The sequence below is a fragment of the Mixta intestinalis genome (assembly GCF_009914055.1).
Classification (GTDB): Bacteria; Pseudomonadota; Gammaproteobacteria; order Enterobacterales; family Enterobacteriaceae; genus Mixta; species Mixta intestinalis.
In genome coordinates this window covers 197,053-219,445 of sequence record NZ_CP028271.1, presented here as the reverse complement: position 1 = coordinate 219,445, position 22,393 = coordinate 197,053, and the positions used below count along the sequence as shown (strand labels likewise).

Annotated in this window: 21 protein-coding genes, 1 tRNA gene and 1 pseudogene; 7 read left to right on the top strand and 16 right to left on the bottom strand. The window is 52.8% G+C overall.

Going from position 1 to position 22,393, the window contains the following annotated elements:
* Window positions 1-524 precede the first annotated feature (524 nt).
* The 4 genes and pseudogenes from C7M51_RS00955 to C7M51_RS22845 all read left to right on the top strand — a co-directional run.
* Window positions 525-1,754 (top strand): sensor histidine kinase, encoded by a 1,230-nt coding sequence (locus C7M51_RS00955; RefSeq protein ID WP_208852114.1) that lies wholly within the window; start codon window positions 525-527, stop codon window positions 1,752-1,754.
* Between the two features lie 15 nt (window positions 1,755-1,769).
* Window positions 1,770-2,822, top strand: a complete 1,053-nt coding sequence (locus tag C7M51_RS00950) for a response regulator transcription factor (RefSeq protein ID WP_160619745.1) — start codon at window positions 1,770-1,772, stop codon at window positions 2,820-2,822.
* A 184-nt stretch (window positions 2,823-3,006) separates the two neighbouring features.
* Window positions 3,007-4,128 (top strand): methionine adenosyltransferase, encoded by a 1,122-nt coding sequence (gene metK / locus C7M51_RS00945; protein WP_425280989.1) that lies wholly within the window; start codon window positions 3,007-3,009, stop codon window positions 4,126-4,128.
* A gap of 15 nt (window positions 4,129-4,143) precedes the next feature.
* Window positions 4,144-4,407, top strand: a pseudogene (locus C7M51_RS22845) (BMC domain-containing protein); the annotation flags it as partial.
* A gap of 415 nt (window positions 4,408-4,822) precedes the next feature.
* Here C7M51_RS22845 and C7M51_RS00935 read toward each other — a convergent pair.
* From C7M51_RS00935 to dnaQ, 15 genes are all read right to left on the bottom strand, one after another.
* Window positions 4,823-5,728: a DUF7973 family transport facilitator gene (locus C7M51_RS00935; protein WP_160619742.1), complete on the bottom strand. Its 906-nt coding sequence runs from the start codon at window positions 5,726-5,728 to the stop codon at window positions 4,823-4,825.
* A 135-nt stretch (window positions 5,729-5,863) separates the two neighbouring features.
* A complete protein-coding gene (locus C7M51_RS00930; protein ID WP_160619741.1) occupies window positions 5,864-6,781 on the bottom strand; it encodes a glycyl-radical enzyme activating protein in 918 nt (305 codons plus the stop codon).
* Window positions 6,782-6,881: 100 nt separating this feature from the next.
* Complete coding sequence (gene grpM / locus C7M51_RS00925) at window positions 6,882-9,425, bottom strand: glycyl radical diol dehydratase GrpM (protein WP_160619740.1); 2,544 nt, start codon at window positions 9,423-9,425, stop codon at window positions 6,882-6,884.
* Window positions 9,426-9,772: 347 nt separating this feature from the next.
* Window positions 9,773-10,075, bottom strand: a complete 303-nt coding sequence (locus C7M51_RS00920) for a BMC domain-containing protein (protein WP_167522355.1) — start codon at window positions 10,073-10,075, stop codon at window positions 9,773-9,775.
* A 20-nt stretch (window positions 10,076-10,095) separates the two neighbouring features.
* Window positions 10,096-11,622 (bottom strand): aldehyde dehydrogenase family protein, encoded by a 1,527-nt coding sequence (locus C7M51_RS00915; protein WP_160619739.1) that lies wholly within the window; start codon window positions 11,620-11,622, stop codon window positions 10,096-10,098.
* A 49-nt stretch (window positions 11,623-11,671) separates the two neighbouring features.
* Window positions 11,672-12,457 carry a propanediol utilization microcompartment protein PduB gene (gene pduB / locus C7M51_RS00910; protein WP_160619738.1) on the bottom strand — a complete coding sequence of 262 codons (786 nt, stop codon included), beginning with the start codon at window positions 12,455-12,457 and terminating at the stop codon, window positions 11,672-11,674.
* Window positions 12,458-12,478: 21 nt separating this feature from the next.
* The gene (gene grpH / locus C7M51_RS00905; protein ID WP_141176918.1) at window positions 12,479-12,760 is read right to left on the bottom strand and encodes a propanediol utilization system shell hexameric protein GrpH; all 282 of its coding nucleotides are present in this window, start codon (window positions 12,758-12,760) and stop codon (window positions 12,479-12,481) included.
* Between the two features lie 200 nt (window positions 12,761-12,960).
* On the bottom strand, window positions 12,961-14,169 hold the full coding sequence (gene tdcD / locus C7M51_RS00900; RefSeq protein WP_160619737.1) for a propionate kinase: 1,209 nt from the start codon (window positions 14,167-14,169) through the stop codon (window positions 12,961-12,963).
* Window positions 14,170-14,200: 31 nt separating this feature from the next.
* Window positions 14,201-14,701 carry a GlcG/HbpS family heme-binding protein gene (locus C7M51_RS00895; protein WP_160619736.1) on the bottom strand — a complete coding sequence of 167 codons (501 nt, stop codon included), beginning with the start codon at window positions 14,699-14,701 and terminating at the stop codon, window positions 14,201-14,203.
* Between the two features lie 22 nt (window positions 14,702-14,723).
* Window positions 14,724-14,996, bottom strand: a complete 273-nt coding sequence (locus tag C7M51_RS00890) for a EutN/CcmL family microcompartment protein (RefSeq protein WP_160619735.1) — start codon at window positions 14,994-14,996, stop codon at window positions 14,724-14,726.
* 11 nt (window positions 14,997-15,007) lie between these two features.
* Window positions 15,008-15,727, bottom strand: a complete 720-nt coding sequence (locus C7M51_RS00885) for a flavoprotein (RefSeq protein WP_160619734.1) — start codon at window positions 15,725-15,727, stop codon at window positions 15,008-15,010.
* Window positions 15,728-15,790: 63 nt separating this feature from the next.
* Complete coding sequence (gene pduL / locus C7M51_RS00880) at window positions 15,791-16,483, bottom strand: phosphate propanoyltransferase (protein WP_160619733.1); 693 nt, start codon at window positions 16,481-16,483, stop codon at window positions 15,791-15,793.
* Between the two features lie 79 nt (window positions 16,484-16,562).
* On the bottom strand, window positions 16,563-17,678 hold the full coding sequence (locus tag C7M51_RS00875) for a 1-propanol dehydrogenase PduQ (protein ID WP_160619732.1): 1,116 nt from the start codon (window positions 17,676-17,678) through the stop codon (window positions 16,563-16,565).
* 261 nt (window positions 17,679-17,939) lie between these two features.
* A tRNA-Asp gene (locus C7M51_RS00870) sits at window positions 17,940-18,016 on the bottom strand.
* Between the two features lie 133 nt (window positions 18,017-18,149).
* Window positions 18,150-18,878 (bottom strand): DNA polymerase III subunit epsilon, encoded by a 729-nt coding sequence (gene dnaQ / locus C7M51_RS00865; RefSeq protein WP_160619731.1) that lies wholly within the window; start codon window positions 18,876-18,878, stop codon window positions 18,150-18,152.
* On the opposite strand from dnaQ, the gene rnhA reads away from it, so the two are divergent.
* The gene (gene rnhA, locus C7M51_RS00860; protein ID WP_167522354.1) at window positions 18,832-19,398 is read left to right on the top strand and encodes a ribonuclease HI; all 567 of its coding nucleotides are present in this window, start codon (window positions 18,832-18,834) and stop codon (window positions 19,396-19,398) included. The two genes, dnaQ and rnhA, sit on opposite strands and share 47 nt — an antisense overlap.
* Here rnhA and C7M51_RS00855 read toward each other — a convergent pair.
* On the bottom strand, window positions 19,383-20,117 hold the full coding sequence (locus C7M51_RS00855; RefSeq protein ID WP_160619729.1) for a class I SAM-dependent methyltransferase: 735 nt from the start codon (window positions 20,115-20,117) through the stop codon (window positions 19,383-19,385). The genes rnhA and C7M51_RS00855 overlap by 16 nt on opposite strands.
* 42 nt (window positions 20,118-20,159) lie before the next feature.
* Between C7M51_RS00855 and gloB the strand changes: the two genes are divergently transcribed.
* Complete coding sequence (gene gloB, locus C7M51_RS00850) at window positions 20,160-20,915, top strand: hydroxyacylglutathione hydrolase (RefSeq protein WP_160619728.1); 756 nt, start codon at window positions 20,160-20,162, stop codon at window positions 20,913-20,915.
* Window positions 20,916-20,985: 70 nt separating this feature from the next.
* Window positions 20,986-22,374: a murein transglycosylase D gene (gene mltD / locus C7M51_RS00845; RefSeq protein ID WP_160619727.1), complete on the top strand. Its 1,389-nt coding sequence runs from the start codon at window positions 20,986-20,988 to the stop codon at window positions 22,372-22,374.
* Window positions 22,375-22,393: the final 19 nt, after the last annotated feature.

Here is a 22,393-nt window from a genome sequence, read left to right as displayed (position 1 = left end):
AATTATATCCATGCACAATAGTTTCGGTTTTTGCCGAACAGTGGCAGGCAACAGAAAGAGGAATCGTTGAACCAGAAAATTTCTGTTTTAGCGGCAACGTCAGCCGTCAGAGCGGCAGCCGGAATGACAAACAGAATTTGCCACATTCAATTAATGAAACATTGCCTGTCAGGCAAAGAAAATAATTATTATCCATGTCTGCCACCAGGTGACAACGGCACGTGTAGACAAAAAATAAATAACTTTTATTTAAAATGTCGATAAACAAAAAAGTAGTCAGCGAACGTTATTATTTAATCCCTTCTCATTCGCATCTCTATAAATTGAATTACGATTTATCCTGGATAACCTTGAAAGCCAAAAAAGATAAATAATGTCGAAAAATAACATAATTAGTAAAACATTAAACTATATAAGATAACACTTTTCCTACAATTGGATTTCTTATTTGTGAGCTAATTCATCATTTCAGTTAAGTAAATAAGCTATGGTTTAATATTATTCAGTATGGGCGGATCAATATCATGAACAATAAATATAAGCTACATGAGTTTCTTGATGTTAATCGCCTACAAACGCTTCAGGATAACTTCAGTAAATCGATGATGATCGCGCTGGTGATTGTCGATCGGGAAGGCGTGCCGGTGACGCGTCCCAGCGGCTTCTCAGATTTCTGCGCACGCTCCAGAATGAACCAAACTTTGGCCCAGCACTGCTACGATAGCGATCGTGCGGGCGGCGAAGCCGCTATGCGCGCCGGAAAACCGGTGGTTTATCGCTGCTATTGCGGCTTTGTAGAATTTGCCGTTCCCATAATGATTAACAATCATTATCTTGGCGCTTTTATTTCCGGTCAGGTGAAGGTAGAAGAGGAAAAAGAGCAAAGTATCCCTTTTATTTTAAAGGACAATCTTCTTTATCAGGAGAGTCCCTGGCTCACCGATTTACATGCTCAGACACGTCCGATGCCCTACGAGCGCTTTGAGTCAACCGCAGATACGTTGCTCCATGTCGCTTCCTATCTGGTCGAACAGGCACATGCCAATAACATTCAGCGTGAGCTACGACAAAAAGATCTGGAATTGAATAATGAGCTACATAAGCGCGTTGAGATTGAGCGCTCGCTGCATGAGGCTGAATTCAAAGCGCTTTCTTATCAGATCAATCCACACTTTTTGTTTAATGTGTTAAATACCATTGGTCGGTTGGCCTTCCTGGAAGACGCAAGCCGTACAGAAACGATGGTGCACGACTTTTCAGATATGATGCGCTATCTGTTGCGCAAAAATAATAATGGCCTGATTACGCTTGGGCAGGAGATGAATTATGTCAACTGTTATATGTCTATTCAAAAGGTCAGGATGAACGATCGCTTTGAATACCAATGTGATATTCCATCCAAATATAACGATGTTGTCTGCCCTTTTCTGACTTTACAACCTCTGGTAGAAAACTTTTTTAACTATGTTGTCGAGCCGCGAGAAATGAAAAGCCATATTCTTATTCGGGCTACCGATGATGGGAAAGATGTCATCATAGAGATTACCGATAACGGCGATGGTATCTCCCCGGAAGCAATAGAACATATTCTGTCAGGGAAACAGAATCGACAAAAAGGCGGAATTGGTATTATTAATATTAAAAAACGCCTGCAATTATTATTTGGTGAAAGCTATGGCTTACAGATTAGCAGCCCCTATAAACCCATGCTTGGTACTACCATAAAATTACGGTTCCCTATGGTGTTAGCCTGACGCCGGAAGATGAATATGTATAATATTGTGATTGTTGAAGATGAATATATTGAGCTGGAGTCCCTGAAGCGCATTGTATCGCAATGCGTAGAGAACGCAGTTATTCATGAGGCCACTACCGGGAGAAAAGCTATTCAGCTGATTGAGCAGCTCAGCCAGATCGATATGATGTTTGTAGATATTAATATTCCGCTGCCCAACGGCAACCAGGTTATTGAATATCTGAAGCAGAAAAACCAGGATACCAGAGTTATTGTCACCACGGCGAACGATGATTTTGAGATAGTACGCAATATGCTAAGCCTGAAGGTAGAGGATTATCTGCTGAAACCGGTAAAGCAGAGCGTTTTGCGTGAGACAATCGGCAAGGCACTTCAGGTGGATGAAGCCGCCGCCGCCGCTGCGCGTCAGCTACGACAGCAGGTAAACGATCTTATCAACCGTTGCGATCTTCCCGGCTGGCATGATTTCTTATTCGCGATTCTTGATGCGGCCTGTGCGGAGCGGGAGTTTGGTCACGATCGCTCGAAAACCGTCATCGACGTGCTGGAATTAACACAGCAGCACCTTGCCAGCCTGGGAGACAAATATGCCGACTGCCGGACTAAAATTACAGCGGTCGTCCAGCATATTCGCCAGCAGGAGCTGAACTCCGCGAACTACTGGCAGGTTATGTCATGGCTGTTAACGGTGAGCGAAACAATTTTCGATGCGGCGTTTAAAAACGCCAGCGCCGGAATGGATTTTGTCGCACGTGCACAGTTTCACATCGAAAAAAATATTATCAGTAACCTGACGCTTGACGATATTGCGGCCAAATCGTTTGTCAGCCCCTGCTATTTAAGCCGGGCCTTTAAGAAAACTACCGGCATCGGTTTTTCAAGCTATATCACCCATCGCAAAATTAACATGGCAAAATCACTTTTACAATTCAGTGAGTTAAAGGTGAATACTATTGCGCTGGAGCTTTCCTGGCACGATGCCAACTATTTCTGCCGGATTTTCAAAAAAGAGACCGGTATTGCCCCTTCCGACTATCGCAGAATTGTCTCGGTAGAAGCCTGTTAATTCATCAGGGATTTTTTGCGCTCGGCCTGGCGCGAGCGCAAAAAAGTCCGCTATCCCGGCAAGATAGTTTACCCGTTCACATCCCCCTGGTCGCTAAGATGAGACTCTCTCTTTATAACGTGACCGCGCCGTGGACGACTATCTTCTTACTTCAGAATCAGCTGCCGAAGGGCATCCTGATAAAATGGCAGATCGCATTGCTGACGCCATTGTTGATGCTTATCTGTTGCAGGATCCCTGGGCCAGCGTCAACTGTGAATGTTTAGTCAAGACCGGTGCAGTTATTCTTGCCGGAGAGCTCTCCTCATGTGCAAGCGTTGATATCGATCGGGTCGTTCGTACCACAATTGCCGCTATTGGCTACAACCGCTCAACGAAAGGTTTTGATGCTGCTACCTGCGCCATTATTAACCTGCTCAACAGAGAGCCTGCCGCCCATACGCGCAATGCAACATCGCTGATATCTGGCGATCAGAGCATCGTATCTGGCTATGCCTGCAATGAGACACCGCAGCTTATGCCCGCCTCCCTGTGGTACTCGCACCGCTTAATGGAGCGCTATACCACACTGTATAAAACGCAGCGGCTGAAGCAGCTGCTGCCGGATGGCAAATGTCAGGTCACGCTGCGCTATCAGAACGGCAAGGTGATTGAGGTCAATGCCATCGCTATCTGCGCACGACATCGTCCCGGTCTGGCTTTGCCCGCACTGCGCGAGGCGATGACAGAAGAACTGATTAAGCCAGTGATACCGGCGCGCTGGCTAACCTCAGCAACGCGTCTGTTAATCAACCCCGCCGGGGCGCTGATTAACGGCGGGCCTGCCGTTAACTGTGGGGCGACAGGGCGCAAAACCAGCGTGGATACCTATGGCGGCGTAATTTGCCATGGCGGAGGCGTGCTCTGTGGTAAAGACCCGGCCCAGGTTGAGCGAGCCGGAGCCTATGCTGCGCGCTATATCGCCAAAAATATTGTCGCTGCGGGGTTGGCAAAGCGCTGTGCCGTGCAGCTGGCCTGGGCCAGCGGCCTTACCCATCCGTTATCGCTGAGTATTAATACTTTCGGCACCGCTCGCCTTGCGCCGGAACATCTGACGCGGCTGGTCACCCAACATTTTGATCTGAGCATTCACGGCATCATCGACCAGCTTGATTTGCTGGTGCCGCGCTATCGCCAGACGGCGTGCTACGGTCATTTTGGCCGCGAGTCATTTCCATGGGAGCTTACCGATAAAGCGGCACAGCTGCGTGACGATGCGGCTTGCCAGAACGCTGCACGCTCCCATGCACACCTCATTAAATTTTAATAACAGGAGAAGGTTATGTCGGGGCAGAGTTTAGGTTTGATTGAAGCCGTTGGCTTAACGGTGGCGATGGAAGCCGCCGACGCCGCAATGAAATCCGCTAATGTGGAGCTGATCGGCTATGAGCTGAGCAAAGGCGGCGGTTTGGTAACGCTTAAATTCGCTGGTGAAGTTGGCGCGATGAATGCTGCCGTTGCGGCAGGCGTTGCCGCAGCCAGCAAAATAGGCAGTATTTATGCGTGGAAAGTGATTGCGCGTACCGCGTCCGGTATCGATAAGCTAATCGCATCAAAAGAGAACTGTGGTGTTACCCAACCGGAACCTGTCGCATCTGTACCTGAAGCCGCACCGGACGATGAACAAACTGCGCCGGTGATTCCGGTAGTCAATATCGATCCTGCGCCCGCTTCAACCAGCTGTGCGGATATTGCGGCCAGCACGCTTTCTGCGCCAGCTGAAGTTGCGGCACCTGTTGAGACGCCGGCAATTGCAGCTGCGTCACCACAGATCGCAGAGGATAAGGTAAAACCAGCAAAGCAAACCACTCCCGACGGCCGCAAGCCTTTACGCGTTAAGGCAAAGGGCGCGCGTAAATAGCATCAACTATCCTCTACAGCTCCTGGCACCGCTACCACGATAAAAAAGCCACCTGAAGGTGGCTTTATTTTACTGCGATAATGACGCTGGCAGAAGACGCTTACAACAGCGGGACCAGCGCAAAAACGCCTACCATCGCTGACACATTTATGACGCTGGTCATCAGAGCGATAGTTAACGCTGGAGGATCGATATGCGTATCGCCATGAACCAGAAACAGACGTGACACCCACTCGCCGATTAAGGCACAAACGATTCCCACCAGCGCCGCCCAGAGTAAACTGTGCGATGCGACAGCCGCCAGTGCCGCCGGTAACGCAATATGATGGGAAACGGGAACCTGGGTATTAAAATGGAGGAAAATCAGCGAAAAAGCAGAGATACCAAACGCCAGCAGCGCCCCGTTACCGCCGAAAGTAAGACCAAGATAGCCAGCCATTAACCCAATACCCAGCCCCAGCATTATCAGCTGAGAAAAGCGGCTTTGATAAGGCACCCAGCACATGTCTGACGGTGGAGTAAAACGACGCACGCCTGCCGCCGGTTTGCCCAGTAAGCCCGTTTTACCGAAGGCCAGACGCGCAATAATGCCGGAGATAACTACCGTTAAGGCCACGGTATCTGTCCAGGCGCTTCCTGAAGGCAGCCCCGGAATCTGGTTTAGCAGCCAGGCAATAACATAGCCTAACGCCCCGAAGATGCCGCCCACCAGCAACACGTCCCACGCGCCCAGGCCGCACAGCCCGGCGCTAATTGCCCGGCCGGAAGAAAGCTTGCCCGTTTTAGCCGCCCACGCGGTTGCGGCAATCCCGGCAGCAAAACCGCCCGTATGGGGGCCAAACATGCCGAAAGGAAAATCGATAAATCCTGATGGCGCACCACTGACGATCTGCGCAACGGTCATTGCAATAACCAGTAACCCAACAAATTCAAATGCGGCAAGCGCGCCTATGGCAGCACCAAATATGCCGCCCCCAAAGGCGATCAAAAGATCATAACCATTCATAAATATTACCTTGTTAATATAGGATAGAAATAAGGCATGGAATAAACTGGCATATAATGCAGGTGAGGAAACGCTCCATTTATTATTATTTTATGCTGATTTCAACTATCGTTATTCTGTTACGCCGGGTATGAGTTAGCCGCCGATATGACAGCGGAAGCCCATTGACTCTACAACACTTTTCAGTTCGTTGATTTTATTTTCCGTATGAGAACGGGCATCGCCCATCGGATATATTCTTCCCAAGAGCGTATATTTATTTTCGCCGAAGGTGTGATAAGGCAACAGATGAATGGTATCCACACCGGACATTAACCGGGCAAATTCACCGATGCTGCGAATTTCATCCGGGTTATCATTAACGCCAGGAATAACCGGAATACGCACGATCACTTTAGTAATAAAAGAAATACGGATAAGGTTTTCCAGAATACGGTGGTTGTTTACACCGGTATTTTGTTGGTGGATAGCAGGATTAATCGCTTTAATATCGGTCAGCGCCAGGTCTATCCACGGAAAGACATCTTCCACCACTTCTTTTGTGGTGAAGCCGGTGGTTTCAATGGCCGTGTGCCACCCTTTTACCTTGCAGGCTTTTAACAGTTCGCGGGCAAAAACCGGCTGCGCCAGCGGTTCACCGCCGGAAAGCGTCACGCCGCCGCCTGAACGACGAAACAGGTTTTCCTCTTTTTGCAGTTCGCGCATCACCTCGGCAACCGTCATACGTTTGCCTTTCATCTCCAGCGCCTGTGTCGGGCAAACCTGGGTACAGTCGCCGCACTGGTTGCAGCGTTCACGATCGATGAAAAACGGATTCGCCGGAGAGAGCGCATTCTGTTTGCAGACGTCGATACATTTACCGCACTGGATACAATCGTTCTTTTTATAGATTAGTTCCGGCTGCGGATGCTGCGATTCCGGGTTACTGCACCAGCGACAGGAAAGCGGGCAGCCTTTGAAAAAAGGAATAGTACGAATGCCGGGGCCATCGTGCAGGGAATAGCGTTGTATATTGAATAATACGCCTTCCGTTTCATAGTCGACTCTGTTCATAACATTACTCGTCATAAAATGGCGTCAGCCTCCAGGCAGGCCTGATGCCAAAAAGATCGATGGGGGCCATGCGTACCACATGACCCCGGAGGCAGGAAAATCAGAACTGCTGTTCAGTACGGCTGATAATGTCGTCCTGCACTTCTTTTGCCAGCACCACAAACTGGGCGCTGTAGCCCGCAACGCGCACCACCAGATCCTGGTACTGCTGCGGATTTTGCTGCGCGGCCAGCAGCGTATCGCGGTCGATTACGTTGAACTGCACGTGCATCCCTTTCTTATCGAAGTAGTTACGCACCATGCCGCCAAAGTTACGCAAACCTTTTTCACCGGCCAGAGAAGATGGCAGGAATTTCTGGTTGTAGAGCGTACCGTTTGAAGCGATGAAGTGATCGAGTTTCGCCACGGAGTTAGCGGCAGCCGTTGGGCCAAGGGTATCTTTACCCTGACGAGGAGAGACACCATCCGCCAGCGGCTCTTTTGCCAGGCGACCATCCGGCAGCGCGCTGACATCTTTACCAAACAGCACGTTGGCAGAAACCGGATAGATACCAGCCTGGAAGCGACCGCCGCGCGGATTGGTATATTTTTCCACTTCCTGGCAGTAGATCAGCGCACAGGTACGCGCCACCATATCCACTTCGTCGATGTCGTTACCGAAGCACGGAGTATTTTCCAGAATGTGGCGAATCTCTTCGTAGCGTGAGCCGCTGGTGGCAGGCGCTACGCTGCCGCTGGAGAGCTGACGATAAACTTCATCTTTGATCGCCGCCGGGTTGAGCGAGCCATGCTGCTCCATGATGCGCTTAACGACCTCGTAGATATCCTGCTCGTTCAGGGATGATTTAGCCTGAGCGCAGTTCGGGCTGCCGCCGATCGGATAGCCGAAATTAGCATCCAGCGCGCTCTTCAGCTCCTGCAGCGTCAGCTTACGATCTTCAAATACCTGCTTCTGGATCGCATACACTGAGTCACCGGTATCCGCCACGCCAAACGCCTGCGGGCCGGTAAAGTTATAGATCGCACCACCTTCCTGCAACGATTTACCGCGCCCGATGCAGTCATCTACCAGCGCAGAGAGGAACGGCAACGGGCAACGTTCACCGTGGGCAATATCCACGCTGTTACAGGCTTCCACCAGCTGATGAACGAAATGCGCCATCTGTTTTTTAAAGGCGGTGTAGAAATCATCCATGCTGGTATATTGCGTCATTTCGCCAGTCACCGGACCCAGCTGTTTGTTGCCGACGCGTCCGTTATTCAGGGTGATTTCCAGCACTTTCGCCACGTTGAAGAACGCGGCATCGTGCCAGCCTTCGGTACGGTGCGGTGCCTGCGGCTCCACGCAGCCGATGATGCAGTAGTCACGCGCATCGCGCAGCGATACGCCGCGGTTTTGCAGCGCCGGGATGATCACTTCATCGTTATACATCGCCGGGACGCCCAGACCCAGACGCACCAGTTCACAGGCGCGATAGAGGAACTCATCCGGCGTGCCCTGCCAGACACGGATAGAGAAGGATGGCTGCGGCAGACGCACATGCGCTGTTGCTTCCATACACATATAGGTAAGCGGATTGGTGGCGTCGAGACCATCTTCGGTCTGACCGCCTACGCACAGGTTCTGGAACACCGCGTAGCCCGCAAAGGCCTGCGCGGAGACTTCATCGCGCGTTTTGTTGATGTCGTTAAGCTTAATCCAGCAGCAGTCCACCAGCTCCTGTGCAAATTCTGGCGTAATGGTTTTATCCGCCGCCAGGTAGGGGTACATATACTGATCGAAGCGGCCCGGAGAGATGGAATGACCGCTGGATTCAATTTGCAGCATGCTCTGAATAAACCAGAAGGTCTGGCACGCTTCCCAGAAGGTGGTTGCGCCATGTTCCGGCACACGCGTACAGTTGCGCGCAATCTGCTCCAGCTCGCGCTGACGAATCGGGTTACTCTCCTGCTGCGCAAGGCGGCTCGCTTCCTGCGCATAACGATGTGCAAAATTAATCGCCGCCTGGTAGGTCAGGATCACCGCCTGATAGAACTGCTCTTTCTTAATATAATCCGGAGAGCTGCGATCGAGATTGTTCAGCGCACGGTTTACCTCATCGATAATGCCGCGGAAGCCGATTTTCAGGATTTTGCCGTAATCGACGCTTACGTGACCCACGCCGCCGTAGAAATAGTTACCAACGGTAAAGACGCCGCTGGCGATGCTCTCTTTCGTCTCTTCAGACATGTAGGAAGCGGCCAGAGAGCTGGTGGTTTTACCCGGCCAGTAGCGGAAAGCTTCACGCAGTTCTTCAGCGGTTTTTTTCGGAATAATAAACGGGTCGGCGACACGATGTTCCATAGTGTCGAACTCTTTTTCCACCCATTCATAAGAGAATTCAGGACAAATTTCTGTGGAGCGCGGATTAATGGTCACTGCGCCAACAATTAATTCATCGGGGCGAATAGTAACAGGCAGCTCGTTAAATATTTTCTCAACAACTTTTGCGCGGCGCATAATTGCCGGCAGGTGTTCATTCTCTTTATATGCCGCCGTTGCCAACAGCGCGCGTTCAGACTCAACGTAAGGTTTCGCCTGTAGGATCATATTTTTGAGTCTTACGACACGATCGGTTGGTTGAGTAAAGCCTTTCTCTAACATAGCATAACTCCTGAAATGAGACAGGCATGGCAGGTTAGCACCACGCCAGAATGGTTTACGCTGACGACGACGCGAGATGTTTTATACCCGCGTCGCTAAAGCTAATAAATAATCCAACGGTTTCTTTTTCTGCCCGGCATCGTTAATATGCATCGTGCGATTATGCCGCCGCTAATAATAACGTTATTACCGGTGATATCATTAGTTTATTAATAGCCCGTCAGTTTCCTCGTTTAATTCGCCGACCGCAGCCTCAGTTTAGCTAAATAACGCGCTGCGACAGTGAGTGATAAAATAACGCCATTAATAAATTACGTTTAGCCCTGGATTAAAGCGATATCGACGCGTTAAAAGGCGCTGGCATCTTCTTCAATAATACGCACAGCCTCATTAACGGCATCCACTTCGCCAAATACGGCCAGCGTCGTAATATGCTGCGGGCAGCTGCCGAAAATTTCTGCCACCGCGACATTCGCACTTTTACTGGTCCGATCGGCGTAGTAGTACAAATCCGGCACCGGCAGCATAAATAATCCGATAGCGTCGATGCGTACCCGATCCAGGCGGCTACGCGCCTCTGAGGGCATGCGCCGCTTCAGCATCGCCAGCGTATCCGGCGTTGGCGCGTTGATAATGCGTATTTTCGTCATGGGCTAACCGTCCTGCTTTATCAGCGAATATTCAGCGCTTCAACCATGACGCACCGGCGGCTACGGGCGAAATTACGCGCCGAAGTCAGCCCTTCGCCGGTAGGCCCAGCGATAGTAAAGGTGGTATGACCCTCGCCGCCTACGCCAAGTCCGGCATAGGAAGGACCGTTTTTCACAAAAATGGTGGTCTGAATCAGCTGTGCCATTTTGGTGAGTTTAGCGACGTTGGTAGAGTGCATGATGGCGGTATGGCGATTGCCGTGCTCTACTTTCACCGCCAGATCGATGGCATCATCCACGTTTGCTACCCGCACAACCGGCAGGATCGGCATCATCAGCTCATGCACGACAAACGGATGATCGCTTTCGGTTTCGATCAGGATCACTTTGATCTCTTCCGGCACGCTGATACCAATCTGTTGCAGAATATAGCGAGCATCTTTACCCACGAAGGCGGTATTCGGACCGGTACCTTTTTCGTTCATTACCAGTGATTGCAGCTGCTGGATATGCTGCTTATCGCACAGTAGCCAGGCACCGCTTTTCTTCATGCAGTGAATCAGGTAATCCGCCACGTCATTAACAACGATAACTTCTTTTTCCGCCACGCATGGCAGATTGTTGTCGAAGCTACAGCCGTTGATGATGTCCTGCGCCGCTTTTTCAATATTTGCCGTTTCATCAACCACGGCAGGAGGGTTGCCCGCGCCTGCGCCGATCGCTTTCTTACCGGATGACATTACGGTTCTGACAATCGCCGGGCCGCCGGTCGCCACCAGCATATTGACACGCGGATCTTTAATCAGCGCATTCGTGTTATCCAACGACGGTTGCGTTACCGTAGCTACCAGGTTGGCAGGCGCACCCAGACGGGCAAGCTGCCGATTAATCAGCGCCACGGCGTACAGCGAGACATTGCGCGAGCGCGGATGCGGGCTGAATACCACCGCGTTACCCGCCGCCAGCATCCCGATGCTGTTATTGATAATGGTTTCTGTCGGGTTGGTGGTCGGCGTGATGGAACCAATAACGCCGTAGGCGGAATATTCGGTAATGGTCAGGCCGCTATCGCCGCTCATTGCGCCGGTGATAAGATCTTCCACGCCCGGTGTTTTCTGCGCCGCTACGCGATTTTTCAGCAGCTTATCGGCATAGTTGCCCATGCCGGTTTCTTCCACCGCCATGCTGGAGAGCTGTTGTAAAATCTCTTCCTGGAGGAAAACCTGACGGATGCCGTCAACGAAGCGCGCGCGCTCCTGCATGGAGCAATGGCGATACTGGATCTGTGCCTGCTGCGCCGCTGCAATGGCTTCATCCATGGTGGCAAAAGCGCCTTCGCCAGATACCGGTGCGGGTGCTGGCGCGGTTACCGGCGCAGGGGCTGCCGTTGTCCGGCTGGCCAGCACGCTGGCGACGATCGCCTCGATGCTGGCGCGGTCCGGCTGAGAAGCGGGTACGGTCACATTCTGTACCGGCGCTTCCGGCGTGGTTTTTGTATATTTACTCAGCACGCGGGATACTGCCTGAGTAATTTCATCATCGTTCATGCTAAACCTTCCTTACTTCACAACGCATTATGCACGTTGCCGCTCGCCATCAAATATACGGTGTGGTAGTAGATTTAAGCGGCGTCGGATCCAGCGTTGACAGCAGCTGCTTGCCAACCTCTCTTGCCGCGATGACCGCCTGACGTACCGCACCGGAATCACCGGAGAAGGTAAAGATGACTTCGTTACTGAAGCTGGTGCCTTTCGCCGGGCTGGCATAGCCGACCGGATCGATGATGGCGGCTTTCGCTGCGGCATCTGCCACCACCACGCCAATCGCCGCTGGCGAGGCGCAGGTCATGCCGAAAGATTTGCCCAGCGGCGCGCCGAGCGCCTTGTTCAGAGCATAGCTGGCACGGGCGGTATACTGGAACTCCAGGTGGCCCGCCGGTGAGCCGTAAACATCGCCCATGGTGCGTTCAATTTCAGAGAGCGCCACTTCAACCGCACGGCGGACGTCGGACACATCGGTCGCGCCAAAAATAATTAAGCAACCGTGTCCGCCGCCGCCTTCGGTATCGCGGGCAAGCTCAATAGAAAGAATTTCGCTGTTAGTGGCTTTAATCGCCTCATCCGCCGCGAAAATATGCGGTCCTGCCCCGGTACGTGCGCCAAGGATACCGATTGAGCGATATTTCTTATCGATATTCATGACTTCATGTAACTGATGATCGACATTGGCAATAACCAGCCCAATAGTATGTCCCAGGGCCGTACCGACAAATTCCGTCAGGCCGCAGCCGGTAAAGTCGGCAGCCGTTTTGTTATTTGCGCTCGCATCGGTCTGTTTATTCATTACTTCAGATATAATCTGTTCAACAAGATTATCTCGCATGGTCAGTACCCTCTGGCGTTATTAACCGACGGCTTTCGGCAGAATTTTTTCTACTTCGATATGCGGGCGCGGAATAACATGTACGGAAACCAGTTCGCCAACTTTATTTGCCGCAGCGGAGCCTGCGTCAGTGGCCGCTTTAACCGCGCCAACGTCGCCGCGCACCATAACGGTTACCAGACCGGAGCCAATTTTTTCATAGCCAACCAGCATGACGTTAGCGGATTTAACCATGGTATCTGCGGCTTCAATTGCAGAAACCAGACCTTTTGTTTCAACCATACCTAATGCTTCTTGTTGCATAACGACCTCTTTATTTCAGGTAAAAGTAAAAGCACCTTGTGGAATAACCGCCGTGGGTTAAATCCAGCCACTAATGATTTCATGCACTACGATGTTATTGCGCTCAGGACAAAATGTTTTGCCCGCCAGAGAGACTTTCTTGTTTTTCGTACGGCTGCCGGACAATAAAATCCTCCCTGAGGTCATCGTCACGTAATGAATCAGGCTACGTTCGCCAGGGCAGCAGCAAGCTGAGCCGCATCCTGTGCGATCATTTTCTCTTCATTGGTCGGAATAACCGCCACGATCGGTGAATCAGGCTGCGAGATCACGCCGTCATGTCCACCAACGGCCTGCGCATTTTTCTCCGCATCGAGCCTGACGCCAAAGACCGCCAGCCGCTGCGCTGTCAGCTCACGCACCAGCGCGGAATTTTCCCCAATGCCGCCGGTAAAAATCAGCGCGTCAAAACGATGCAGTGAGGCCAGATGCGCGCCCAGGTGACGGGCCAGACGATGAATCATCACGTCAATCGCCAGCGCCGCGCGGCTATCTCCCGCGCTACGCGCCTCTTGCAGAGTGCGGCAATCGCTGGAAACCCCGGACAGACCCAACAACCCCGCCTCGCTGTTAACCATCTTGTAGAGCGATTCCAGCGTCTGGCCGGTGCGGCGCGCGATATAAACCGCCGCGCCAACGTCGAGATCGCCACAGCGGGTGCCCATAACCAGCCCTTCCAGCGGCGTCATGCCCATTGAGGTATCGACGCTCACGCCGTTTTTCACCGCGCAGACCGAAGAGCCATTGCCGAGGTGGGCGATAAGAATGCCGTGATCGTTGGGATCCAGCCCGAGGCGCGCCACCGCTTCCGCCGCGATAAAACGGTGCGAGGTGCCATGAAAGCCGTAGCGTCTCACCTGATGCTGCTGTTGATACTCCAGCGGAATGGCATAGGTATAGGCTTCCGGCGGCAGCGTCTGGTGGAAAGCGGTATCGAATACCGCCACCTGCGGCAGGCCTGGCAGTAGCGCCATAGCCGCTTCAATCCCGATCAGATTGGCCGGATTGTGCAGCGGTGCCAGCACGGCAAGCTCGCGAATGCGCGCAATTACTGCGTCATCCAGCAGCACGGACTGTTTAAAATCGCTGCCGCCGTGGGCGACGCGGTGACCAATGGCGCTGACCTTCGGCAGCAGCCCCTGGCGATCGAGCCTGGCAAACAGCGCCTTCAGCGCGCTGCCGTGGCTGGATTCATTCAGCGGCTGGGTGGTTTTCCCCTCCGCATCTTTAAAGGTGATGCAGGCCTCCGGCAGGCCGATTTTTTCCGCCAGCCCGGAGAGCAGCGGCGCATCGTCGTTAAGTGGGATCAACGAAAATTTAAGGGAGGACGATCCGCAGTTAATAACTAAAACCAGTGAAGCTAAAGACATGATGACCTCTGTCTGTACATCATTAAAACCATCAAACCGATGGCGTAAGGGGAAAATGTTCGCGGCTGAAACGCGCCAGAGCAGCGCTGGCGATAGCAATATCTTCCTCAACGCTGCCGCCGCTGATGCCAATAGCACCCAACAGTACGCCCTGCGACCAGCAGGGAAGCCCACCGCCCAGACAGCAAACGCCCGGCGTATGTTGCAGCCCGTAAAGTGGGCCGCCCGACTGCACCTTATCGGTCAGTTCGTGGGTTGCCATTTTCATTGCCGCCGCCGTCCAGGCTTTTTGCCCGGCCAGCGTGTGGCTTACCAGCAGCGCGTTATCCATGCTGAAGAAGTAACGTTGCTGCCCTGCGGCATCCACCAGGCTAAAGACAATCGGCACCCGGCAGCTTTCCGCCGCTTCGCGGGCGCAGGCAGCCAGCAGAGCCGCATCGTTCAGGTTAAAGGTGCGCCGTTCTGCCGCCAGATGGCGAGCAACGGCTTCGTTGATACGTTGCTCGATATCGCTATGGAGAGCCTGTTTCATGGTGTTTCCTCTCGCTATTGGGTTACCGATCGATGCAATCGAGCGCGTCGACAATACCGACCACGGCGGCATCAATAACCGAGTTTTCCTGAGTGGCGCTCATGCGGGCCGAACTGCCGGTGGTCACAATCACCGTTTCGCCGTTACCCGCGCCGACAAAATCGACGGCTACCTGTGCGGCTCCGCTGGGCTGACGCTGTTCATTAAGGGGAACGACCATCAGCAGCTTTGCGCCATAGAGCGAAGCGTGTTTGGTGGTCGAAACCAGCGCCCCGGTAACCTTTGCCAGATACATAGTTCCCCCTGTTAATTTGGTATGACGACGATGCCGCGCCGTTGAATCTCATCGCGCGCGGCGGGCGTAATCAGCGTGCGGCTATCGATATGCAACGCCTCGCCTGCCCGGTGCTGGCGTACATCGCTGAGCGTAATAAGCGGTTGTGCGCCAGACGCTTTCTGAGCACCGCCGTTGCTGTTGGTCTGACCGATTACCGTGATGCCATACTCCACCAGCGTGGCGGCATAGCTCATCAGGCGCGCGCGCAGCGCGGCGGAGAAGGCGCAGGTGGTATCGCTGCGGTATTCCGCATTCGGTGTGACGATAACCTGCTTATTCAGGCCCAGCGCATGAAAGGCCCAGCGGCAAACCAGGTTGTCACGAATACCCAACGCAATTTTGCTCAGGCTGTTGCTGGAGAGCGCGGGCAGATACACCCCGTGAAAAGAGGTATCACCCGGTACCGGCTCGCTGTCATCCTGCCACGCTGTAATTCCCCGCTGCGCCAGCCCGTTCAGGCAGGCCGGACGCAACGATGAGTGGGAGGCGCTCCAGGAAAATGCCAGCGACAGGCCATAGCCGCTGCGAGCCAGCGCGCTAAGCGCATCCAGCGTGGCGGGCAGCGTGACGAGATCCTCACCGCTGATGACCACTTTCATTATGCGGTCATGGGTTTGTTGCTGCTTTTTCTGCGCCAGAAGCTCTGCAATAATCTGGTCCAGCAGGCGCGAGAGTGAATGTTGATCCATGGTGTCACTCCTTAACGCAGAAGGCGGTAACCGCGCTTCAGCGGCCACCAGCGTGGCGGGCATTCAACCATTGCACGTTTCCGTCATTACACGGCTGACACAATCGCCGTTGCGCAAGCCAAAGGCGTTCGCCTCTTCTACGTCGATGTGCATTTCCAGTACCGCATCCGCGCTGACGCGCACTACCACGCGGCTCAGCACGCCGCCGCGCTGCCCTGCCGTGCGCACGTCGATTTCCATGCCGTCACGCAGGCCAAAGCGTTGTGCATCGGCGGGAGAGATATGGATATGACGCCAGGCGACAATGACGCCGTCAGTTTTCACTACCCGCCCACGCGGGCCGATAATTTCTATCCCCGGCGATCCCTGCAAATCACCTGACATCCGCACCGGCGCTTTTACGCCAAGCGCAAAGCCATCAGAAACGGAGATTTCAACCTGGGTACTGCTGCGCAATGGACCAAGTACCCGCACTTTGCTTAATTCACCTTTCGGCCCGCGCAGGGTTACCGTTTCTTCGGCGGCATACTGACCCGGCTGTTTTACCGCTTTCATCGGCGTCAGCTCAGCGCCGTAACCAAACAGGGCATTCATATCTTCACGGCTGAGATGAACGTGGCGATTAGAGATACCGATCGGGATCGCCAGCGTTTGCGGCGCACTGGGCTGTTCAGCAATGGCCCATGAGCCGTTCGCTGCCAGCTCCTGCAAAATTTGTTGTGTAATCCATTCGGCTTGCTGCTGGTTGTAATTCATAACGTCAACGACCTGAAAAGTAATGAGATGGCGCGCCAGCCTGACAGAGAGGCTGGCGCAACGCTCCGCCAGAACTAATTTATCCGGCGATGCGCGTCAGTAATCCGTCAACCTCTGCGGCAACGGGCTGGCAGGGGTTGGATGCGGTGCACCCATCCGCCAGCGCGGCGGCAATCAGCTGCGAACGTAACGCGGCGAAACCGGAGAGATCTTTGCCCAGCTCCGCCAGCGTGGCAGGAATACCAAAGTGGCGATTGATATCGCGAATGCTGGCGATCAGCTGCCGTATTGTTTGCTGCGGTGAGCGATCCCGGATGCCCATAATGGCAGCGCATTTGAGATAGCGTTCCCGGGCGCAGGCTGAGCGCTCTGCGTTGAATTCGATAATCAGCGGCAGCAGCATGGCATTGATTTTGCCGTGCGGGATATGCAGCATCCCACCGATCGCGTGCGCCATGCCGTGCACCAGCCCCAACCCCGCCGCATTGAACGCCATACCCGCCATACAGGAGGCGTTATGCATATGGGTACGTGCCTGAATATCCTGCTCGTCGCGGAATACCTGAGGCAGATATTGCCAGGTCAGCGCTATCGCTTTTTCCGCCAGTGCATCGCTGAAATCATTGGCACCGGTTGAAACCAGCGCTTCAATCGCATGCGTCAGCACGTCCATACCGGTATCCACCGCCACCTGACGCGGCACCGATAACACCAGCTGCGGATCGAGGATGGCGCAGTCGGGCACCAGCTCATGCGCGATGAGCGGATATTTCCGTCCGTTTTGTGGATCGGAAATGATGGCGTAAGAGGTCACCTCAGAACCGGAGCCGCTGGTAGTGGGAATAGCAATCAGCTCAATCGCCGTATCGGTAAAATATTCTTCCAGCGTGACCTTAATGCCTTTAGCGGCATCTAAGGATGAGCCGCCGCCAAGAGCGATAATGACGTCAGGCCTGAAGGATTTAAACTGCGCGGCACCAGCATGCAGAATGTTGATGTCGGGATCGGGTTTCACCTCGCTGAAGATGGAGACGGACGCTAACGGCATCTGGTTGATTAAATAGCGAGTTTTACCTGAGGATGCCATAAAGCTGTCGGTAACAATCCCAACTTTTTTATGATTCAACCGACGCAGCGCCCCGATCGCTTCCTCGCCAAAAAAGATTTTAGGAATGGAAAAAAAATAGCTCGCCATCGCTTAACAACCTTATCCCCTGAAGCTGACTGCCGGAGAGGAACCCCGGCCAGAAAAGAGATCTCATGTTGTCACGGGTGCTGGCGGAAGAAGCTAGCCATGTTTGTGCTGTGGCAGGATTATGTTGCTGTTGTGGTTTATCGCTGACAAAAAAATGCAGCCTGAAGGAAAGGTGATACAGGAGGAATAAACGGGAGGATTTCGGGTGGAAAACAAAAAGCAAAAGGCCGATTCATTGCTGAATCGGCCTTTCTGAATAGTTGGCGGTGCGGACGGGACTCGAACCCGCGACCCCCGGCGTGACAGGCCGGTATTCTAACCGACTGAACTACCGCACCGCGCTGTGTTCCCCGTCGGGAACGAGGCGCATATTAAGGGGTGTTGCCCCAGGCGTCAACGCTTTTTCTCTTCAGCGCGATCGTTTGCCTGCTTTTTCGTCTATCCGTTTTTTTTAGCAGCAAAATGATGAATTTATGCCCGCCACAGGCAGCTGCCGCCCTTTTTCATCACCAGATCGAGACGTTGTTCATGTGCCATCACTTCTTCATCGCTGGCGGCTACCACACGCAGCCCTGAAGTACGTGATACGCGCTGGATGGTTTCGCCGCTGGCATTCTGCTGCTGCTCCCCTTCCATAGAGAAAGCCAGCGAGGTTTGCCCGCCGGTCATCGTCAGGAAAACTTCGGCGAGGATCTCGGCATCGAGCAATGCGCCGTGCAGGGTTCGCTTGCTGTTATCAATCTCGTAGCGCGAACAGAGCGCATCCAGGCTGTTACGCTTGCCGGGAAACAGCTTACGCGCCATTTGCAGGCTATCGGTAATCTGGCAAAACGTTTCCGTTTTACCGATGCCGCGCTTTAGCTTGTCGAACTCATAGTCCATAAAGCCGATATCGAACGCCGCGTTATGGATCACCAGCTCAGCACCGCGAATGTATTCCAGAAACTCGTCGGCAATATCGCTGAAAGTGGGTTTATCGGCTAAAAACTCATCGGCGATGCCGTGTACGCCGAATGCCTCTGGATCGACCAGCCGATCGGGTTTCAGGTACATATGAAAATTATTGCCGGTCAAACGGCGATTGACGATCTCTACCGCACCGATTTCAATAATGCGATGGCCTTCATAGTGTACTCCCACCATGTTCATACCGGTGGTTTCTGTATCGAGAACGATCTGGCGTGTAATTGCTGTGCTCATAAGGCTCGTTTATGTCAGACTTGGCGTTTTATCAGGAGGAAGTCTACCAGAGATGCGCAAACAGGTAGAAATTTTCACCGATGGCTCCTGCCTCGGTAACCCCGGCCCTGGCGGATATGGTGCTATTTTACGCTATCGCCAGCATGAAAAAACCTTTAGCGCCGGTTTTTATCGCACTACCAATAACCGTATGGAGATGATGGCGGCGATTGTCGCGCTGGAAGCGCTGACGCAGCCCTGTGAAGTGACGCTTAGCACCGACAGCCAGTATCTGCGCCAGGGGATCACCAGCTGGATTCATAACTGGAAAAAGCGCGGCTGGAAAACCGCCGATAAAAAACCGGTAAAAAATGTCGACCTGTGGCAACGGCTGGATGCGGCGCTGAGCCATCATCAAATCCACTGGGAATGGGTAAAAGGCCATGCGGGGCATGCGGAGAACGAACGCTGCGATGAGCTGGCGCGATCTGCCGCCAGCAATCCAGCCTTTGAAGATATCGGTTATCAGCCGGAGTCCTGATCGTCCAGTTTGCGTAGCTGTCTGGCTGCGTTGACCGTTGCACGTAGTTTTACCTGCCCGGTGCGTTTTTTAGCGGGCGTCATGGTTAGCGGCAGCGTGCGCTTGCGCGCCACCATGATATTAATGCAGCCCAGCGCCGGAACATGCGCGCTGATGACCTTTCCGCCCTGGCGATTCCAGGGCACTACCTGAAAGCGGCTGCGGTAAACCACCTCATAATTCAGCAGGCTTAGCCAGTCCAGCAGGCGCATCTGGCTGAACATCCTGCCATTCCATGGCGCACGTCGATGCAGGCCTGGAATTAGTTTTCCCATTCCCAACAGGCTCAGCGGATTAAAACCGGTAAGAATCACCCAGCCATCATCAATCAGAACGCGATCGACTTCACGTAGAATGCGGTGCGGATCGTGACTCCAGCTTAACGTATGTGCCAGCAAGCAGGCATCTACCGATTTAGCTTCAAAAGGCAGATGCAACGGATCGGCAATAACCTGCACACCCTGCCCCGTTTCGCCTACGCTAACCTGATGGGATATCGCACAGTTTTGCGTATCGATTTCCGCGCTCAGGTTGCCGATTTTTAGCAGATGAAAGCCATACAGCTTGCCAAGGCAAGGCTGTAGATGATGGGATAAGGCGTCGCGAAACGATTCTCCCCACGGCATGTCGCGCCATGAAAGCGGCGCTGCCAGAGACTTACGTGATTTAGCAGGCTTCATTTTTTACCATTACTGTTCCTTCACGACTTGCGAGAGGTGTGTATGAATCTTAACAGTATCCCGGCGTTGGGGGATAACTACATCTGGACATTAAACGATAATGCGGGCCAGTGCCTGATTATCGATCCAGGCGAAGCCGCGCCGATCATCGCGGCGCTGGAGCAGCATCAGTGGACGCCGGTTGCTATTTTGCTGACGCATCATCATCACGATCACGTTGGTGGTGTAAAAGAACTGTTAAAAAAATGGCCTGATATTGTGGTATATGGCCCCCAGGAGACACAAGATAAGGGAGCGACTCACATTATTAGCGATGGTGATATCGTACCTGTTTTGGGCTGCGAATTTAGCGTAATTTTTACCCCCGGTCATACGTTGGGACATGTCTCATATTACAGTTATCCTTATCTTTTCTGTGGCGACACCCTGTTTTCTGGCGGTTGTGGACGCCTGTTTGAAGGCACCGCAGAACAGATGTATGAATCTTTTCAAAAACTTGCTGAATTACCCGATGAAACACTGGTTTGCTGCGCTCATGAATATACGCTCTCAAACTTAAAGTTTGCTAACGCTATCCTGCCGCAAGATTTAGATATTCAGTGCTATTATCAGAAAATTAAGGAGTTACGTGCTAAAAACCACAGTAGTTTGCCATCAAAACTGGGACTCGAACGACGAATAAATTTATTTCTTCGCACGCAAGATGCTGATTTAAAACGCGCACTTGGTTTGAATGTGTCGCCACAGCACGCATGGGACGTATTTGCCCTGCTACGCCAGCAGAAAGACAATTTTTGATTTTTCTGGTTGTGTTGTTGCCCGTCAGCACGTATGATTGCTCGTCTTTTAAGCAACCATTGACACACACATGAAGACTAGAGCGATTATTCTTCTCGCCTCGGTCTTGCTGATAACGGGTTGCCAGGCGTCACGCGATGAAGCCGACGCACCCGAACAGCATGCACAGAGCCTGTCTTCAGCTGGTCAAAATGAGAATGCAAAATTTACAGATCGTATGTTATCCCCGCGTTGGCAGGATGATGGAACGGCCCTGACTCAGGACCAGGATTTGTGGAATTACATTCGCGACGGGCTGAAGATGGAGGTTCCGGAAAATAACCGGATCCGAGAGCAGAAACAAAAGTACTTAAAAAATAAGAGCTATCTCCACGATGTAACTTTACGGGCAGAGCCGTATATGTACTGGATAGTCGAGCAGATTAAGCAACGTAAGATGCCGATGGAACTGGTACTACTACCCATAGTGGAGAGCGCTTTTAACCCCCATGCCACATCCTCAGCCAATGCCGCAGGCATCTGGCAGATTGTGCCAAGCACAGGGCGTAATTACGGTTTAAAACAGAACCAGTGGTATGACGGACGGCGTGATATTGTCGCTTCAACCCGCGCGGTTCTGGATATGATGGAACGTCTGAATGCGATGTTCGACGGAGATTGGTTACTGACCATCGCAGCCTATAACAGCGGCGAAGGGCGTGTGCTGAAAGCGATTAAACAAAATAAAGCGCGCGGCAAACCGACCGATTTCTGGCATCTTTCACTACCGCGTGAGACCACGCTGTATATACCAAAGATGCTGGCATTGCAGGATATCCTGAAAAATAACAAACGTTACGGCGTACGTTTACCCACGCCGGACGAGAGCCGGGCGCTGGCACGTGTTGAAGTTGGACAGCAGATTAAGCTGACGCAGGCAGCAGAAATGGCTGGTTTACCTGTCGCGAAGCTGAAAAACTATAACACCGGCTATAAACGTGGTTCGACAGCACCTAACGGCCCACACTATATTATGGTGCCGAAAGCGAATGTCGCCCAGCTGCGTAACTCGCTCGCTTCTGGTGATATCGCAGCGGTACAGCCGACGCGCCTCGCCGCAAACAGCGCGGGCAGCTATAAAGTACGTAGCGGCGATACGCTGTCAGGTATAGCCAGTCGGGTAGGCGTTTCAGTGAAAGAACTGCAGCGCGCCAACAATCTGCGCGGCAACACGATTAAGCCGGGACAGACGCTGACCTTTGGCAGTAGTAGCGTGACAGGAAGTGAACTGGCCGATAACGGCAACAGCATCACCTATAAAGTTCGTAAAGGTGATTCTCTTGCCAGTATTGCACGTCGACATGGAGTAGATATCCAGGACGTCAAGCGCTGGAACAGCGTGCTGAACGACAGCAGTTCGATTCAGCCGGGTGATAAACTTACGCTGTTTGTTAATAACAGTGCGACGCCAGACAGTTAAGGCTATTGCAGAAAAAAGC

Excerpts from the sequence above, each read along its gene's own strand:
- gloB (WP_160619728.1), top strand. The coding sequence starts at position 20,160 with ATGAATCTTAACAGTATCCCGGCGTTGGGGGATAACTACATCTGGACA.
- C7M51_RS00915 (WP_160619739.1), bottom strand. The coding sequence starts at position 11,622 with ATGAACGATGATGAAATTACTCAGGCAGTATCCCGCGTGCTGAGTAAA.
- C7M51_RS00875 (WP_160619732.1), bottom strand. The coding sequence starts at position 17,678 with ATGGCGAGCTATTTTTTTTCCATTCCTAAAATCTTTTTTGGCGAGGAA.
- grpM (WP_160619740.1), bottom strand. The coding sequence starts at position 9,425 with ATGTTAGAGAAAGGCTTTACTCAACCAACCGATCGTGTCGTAAGACTC.
- C7M51_RS00890 (WP_160619735.1), bottom strand. The coding sequence starts at position 14,996 with ATGTATCTGGCAAAGGTTACCGGGGCGCTGGTTTCGACCACCAAACAC.
- pduB (WP_160619738.1), bottom strand. The coding sequence starts at position 12,457 with ATGCGAGATAATCTTGTTGAACAGATTATATCTGAAGTAATGAATAAA.
- C7M51_RS00855 (WP_160619729.1), bottom strand. The coding sequence starts at position 20,117 with ATGAAGCCTGCTAAATCACGTAAGTCTCTGGCAGCGCCGCTTTCATGG.
- C7M51_RS00895 (WP_160619736.1), bottom strand. The coding sequence starts at position 14,701 with ATGAAACAGGCTCTCCATAGCGATATCGAGCAACGTATCAACGAAGCC.
- dnaQ (WP_160619731.1), bottom strand. The coding sequence starts at position 18,878 with ATGAGCACAGCAATTACACGCCAGATCGTTCTCGATACAGAAACCACC.
- C7M51_RS00935 (WP_160619742.1), bottom strand. The coding sequence starts at position 5,728 with ATGAATGGTTATGATCTTTTGATCGCCTTTGGGGGCGGCATATTTGGT.
- grpH (WP_141176918.1), bottom strand. The coding sequence starts at position 12,760 with ATGCAACAAGAAGCATTAGGTATGGTTGAAACAAAAGGTCTGGTTTCT.
- pduL (WP_160619733.1), bottom strand. The coding sequence starts at position 16,483 with ATGAATTACAACCAGCAGCAAGCCGAATGGATTACACAACAAATTTTG.
- mltD (WP_160619727.1), top strand. The coding sequence starts at position 20,986 with ATGAAGACTAGAGCGATTATTCTTCTCGCCTCGGTCTTGCTGATAACG.
- C7M51_RS00955 (WP_208852114.1), top strand. The coding sequence starts at position 525 with ATGAACAATAAATATAAGCTACATGAGTTTCTTGATGTTAATCGCCTA.
- metK (WP_425280989.1), top strand. The coding sequence starts at position 3,007 with ATGGCAGATCGCATTGCTGACGCCATTGTTGATGCTTATCTGTTGCAG.
- C7M51_RS00950 (WP_160619745.1), top strand. The coding sequence starts at position 1,770 with ATGTATAATATTGTGATTGTTGAAGATGAATATATTGAGCTGGAGTCC.
- C7M51_RS00885 (WP_160619734.1), bottom strand. The coding sequence starts at position 15,727 with ATGGATCAACATTCACTCTCGCGCCTGCTGGACCAGATTATTGCAGAG.
- C7M51_RS00930 (WP_160619741.1), bottom strand. The coding sequence starts at position 6,781 with ATGAACAGAGTCGACTATGAAACGGAAGGCGTATTATTCAATATACAA.
- C7M51_RS00920 (WP_167522355.1), bottom strand. The coding sequence starts at position 10,075 with ATGACGAAAATACGCATTATCAACGCGCCAACGCCGGATACGCTGGCG.
- tdcD (WP_160619737.1), bottom strand. The coding sequence starts at position 14,169 with ATGTCTTTAGCTTCACTGGTTTTAGTTATTAACTGCGGATCGTCCTCC.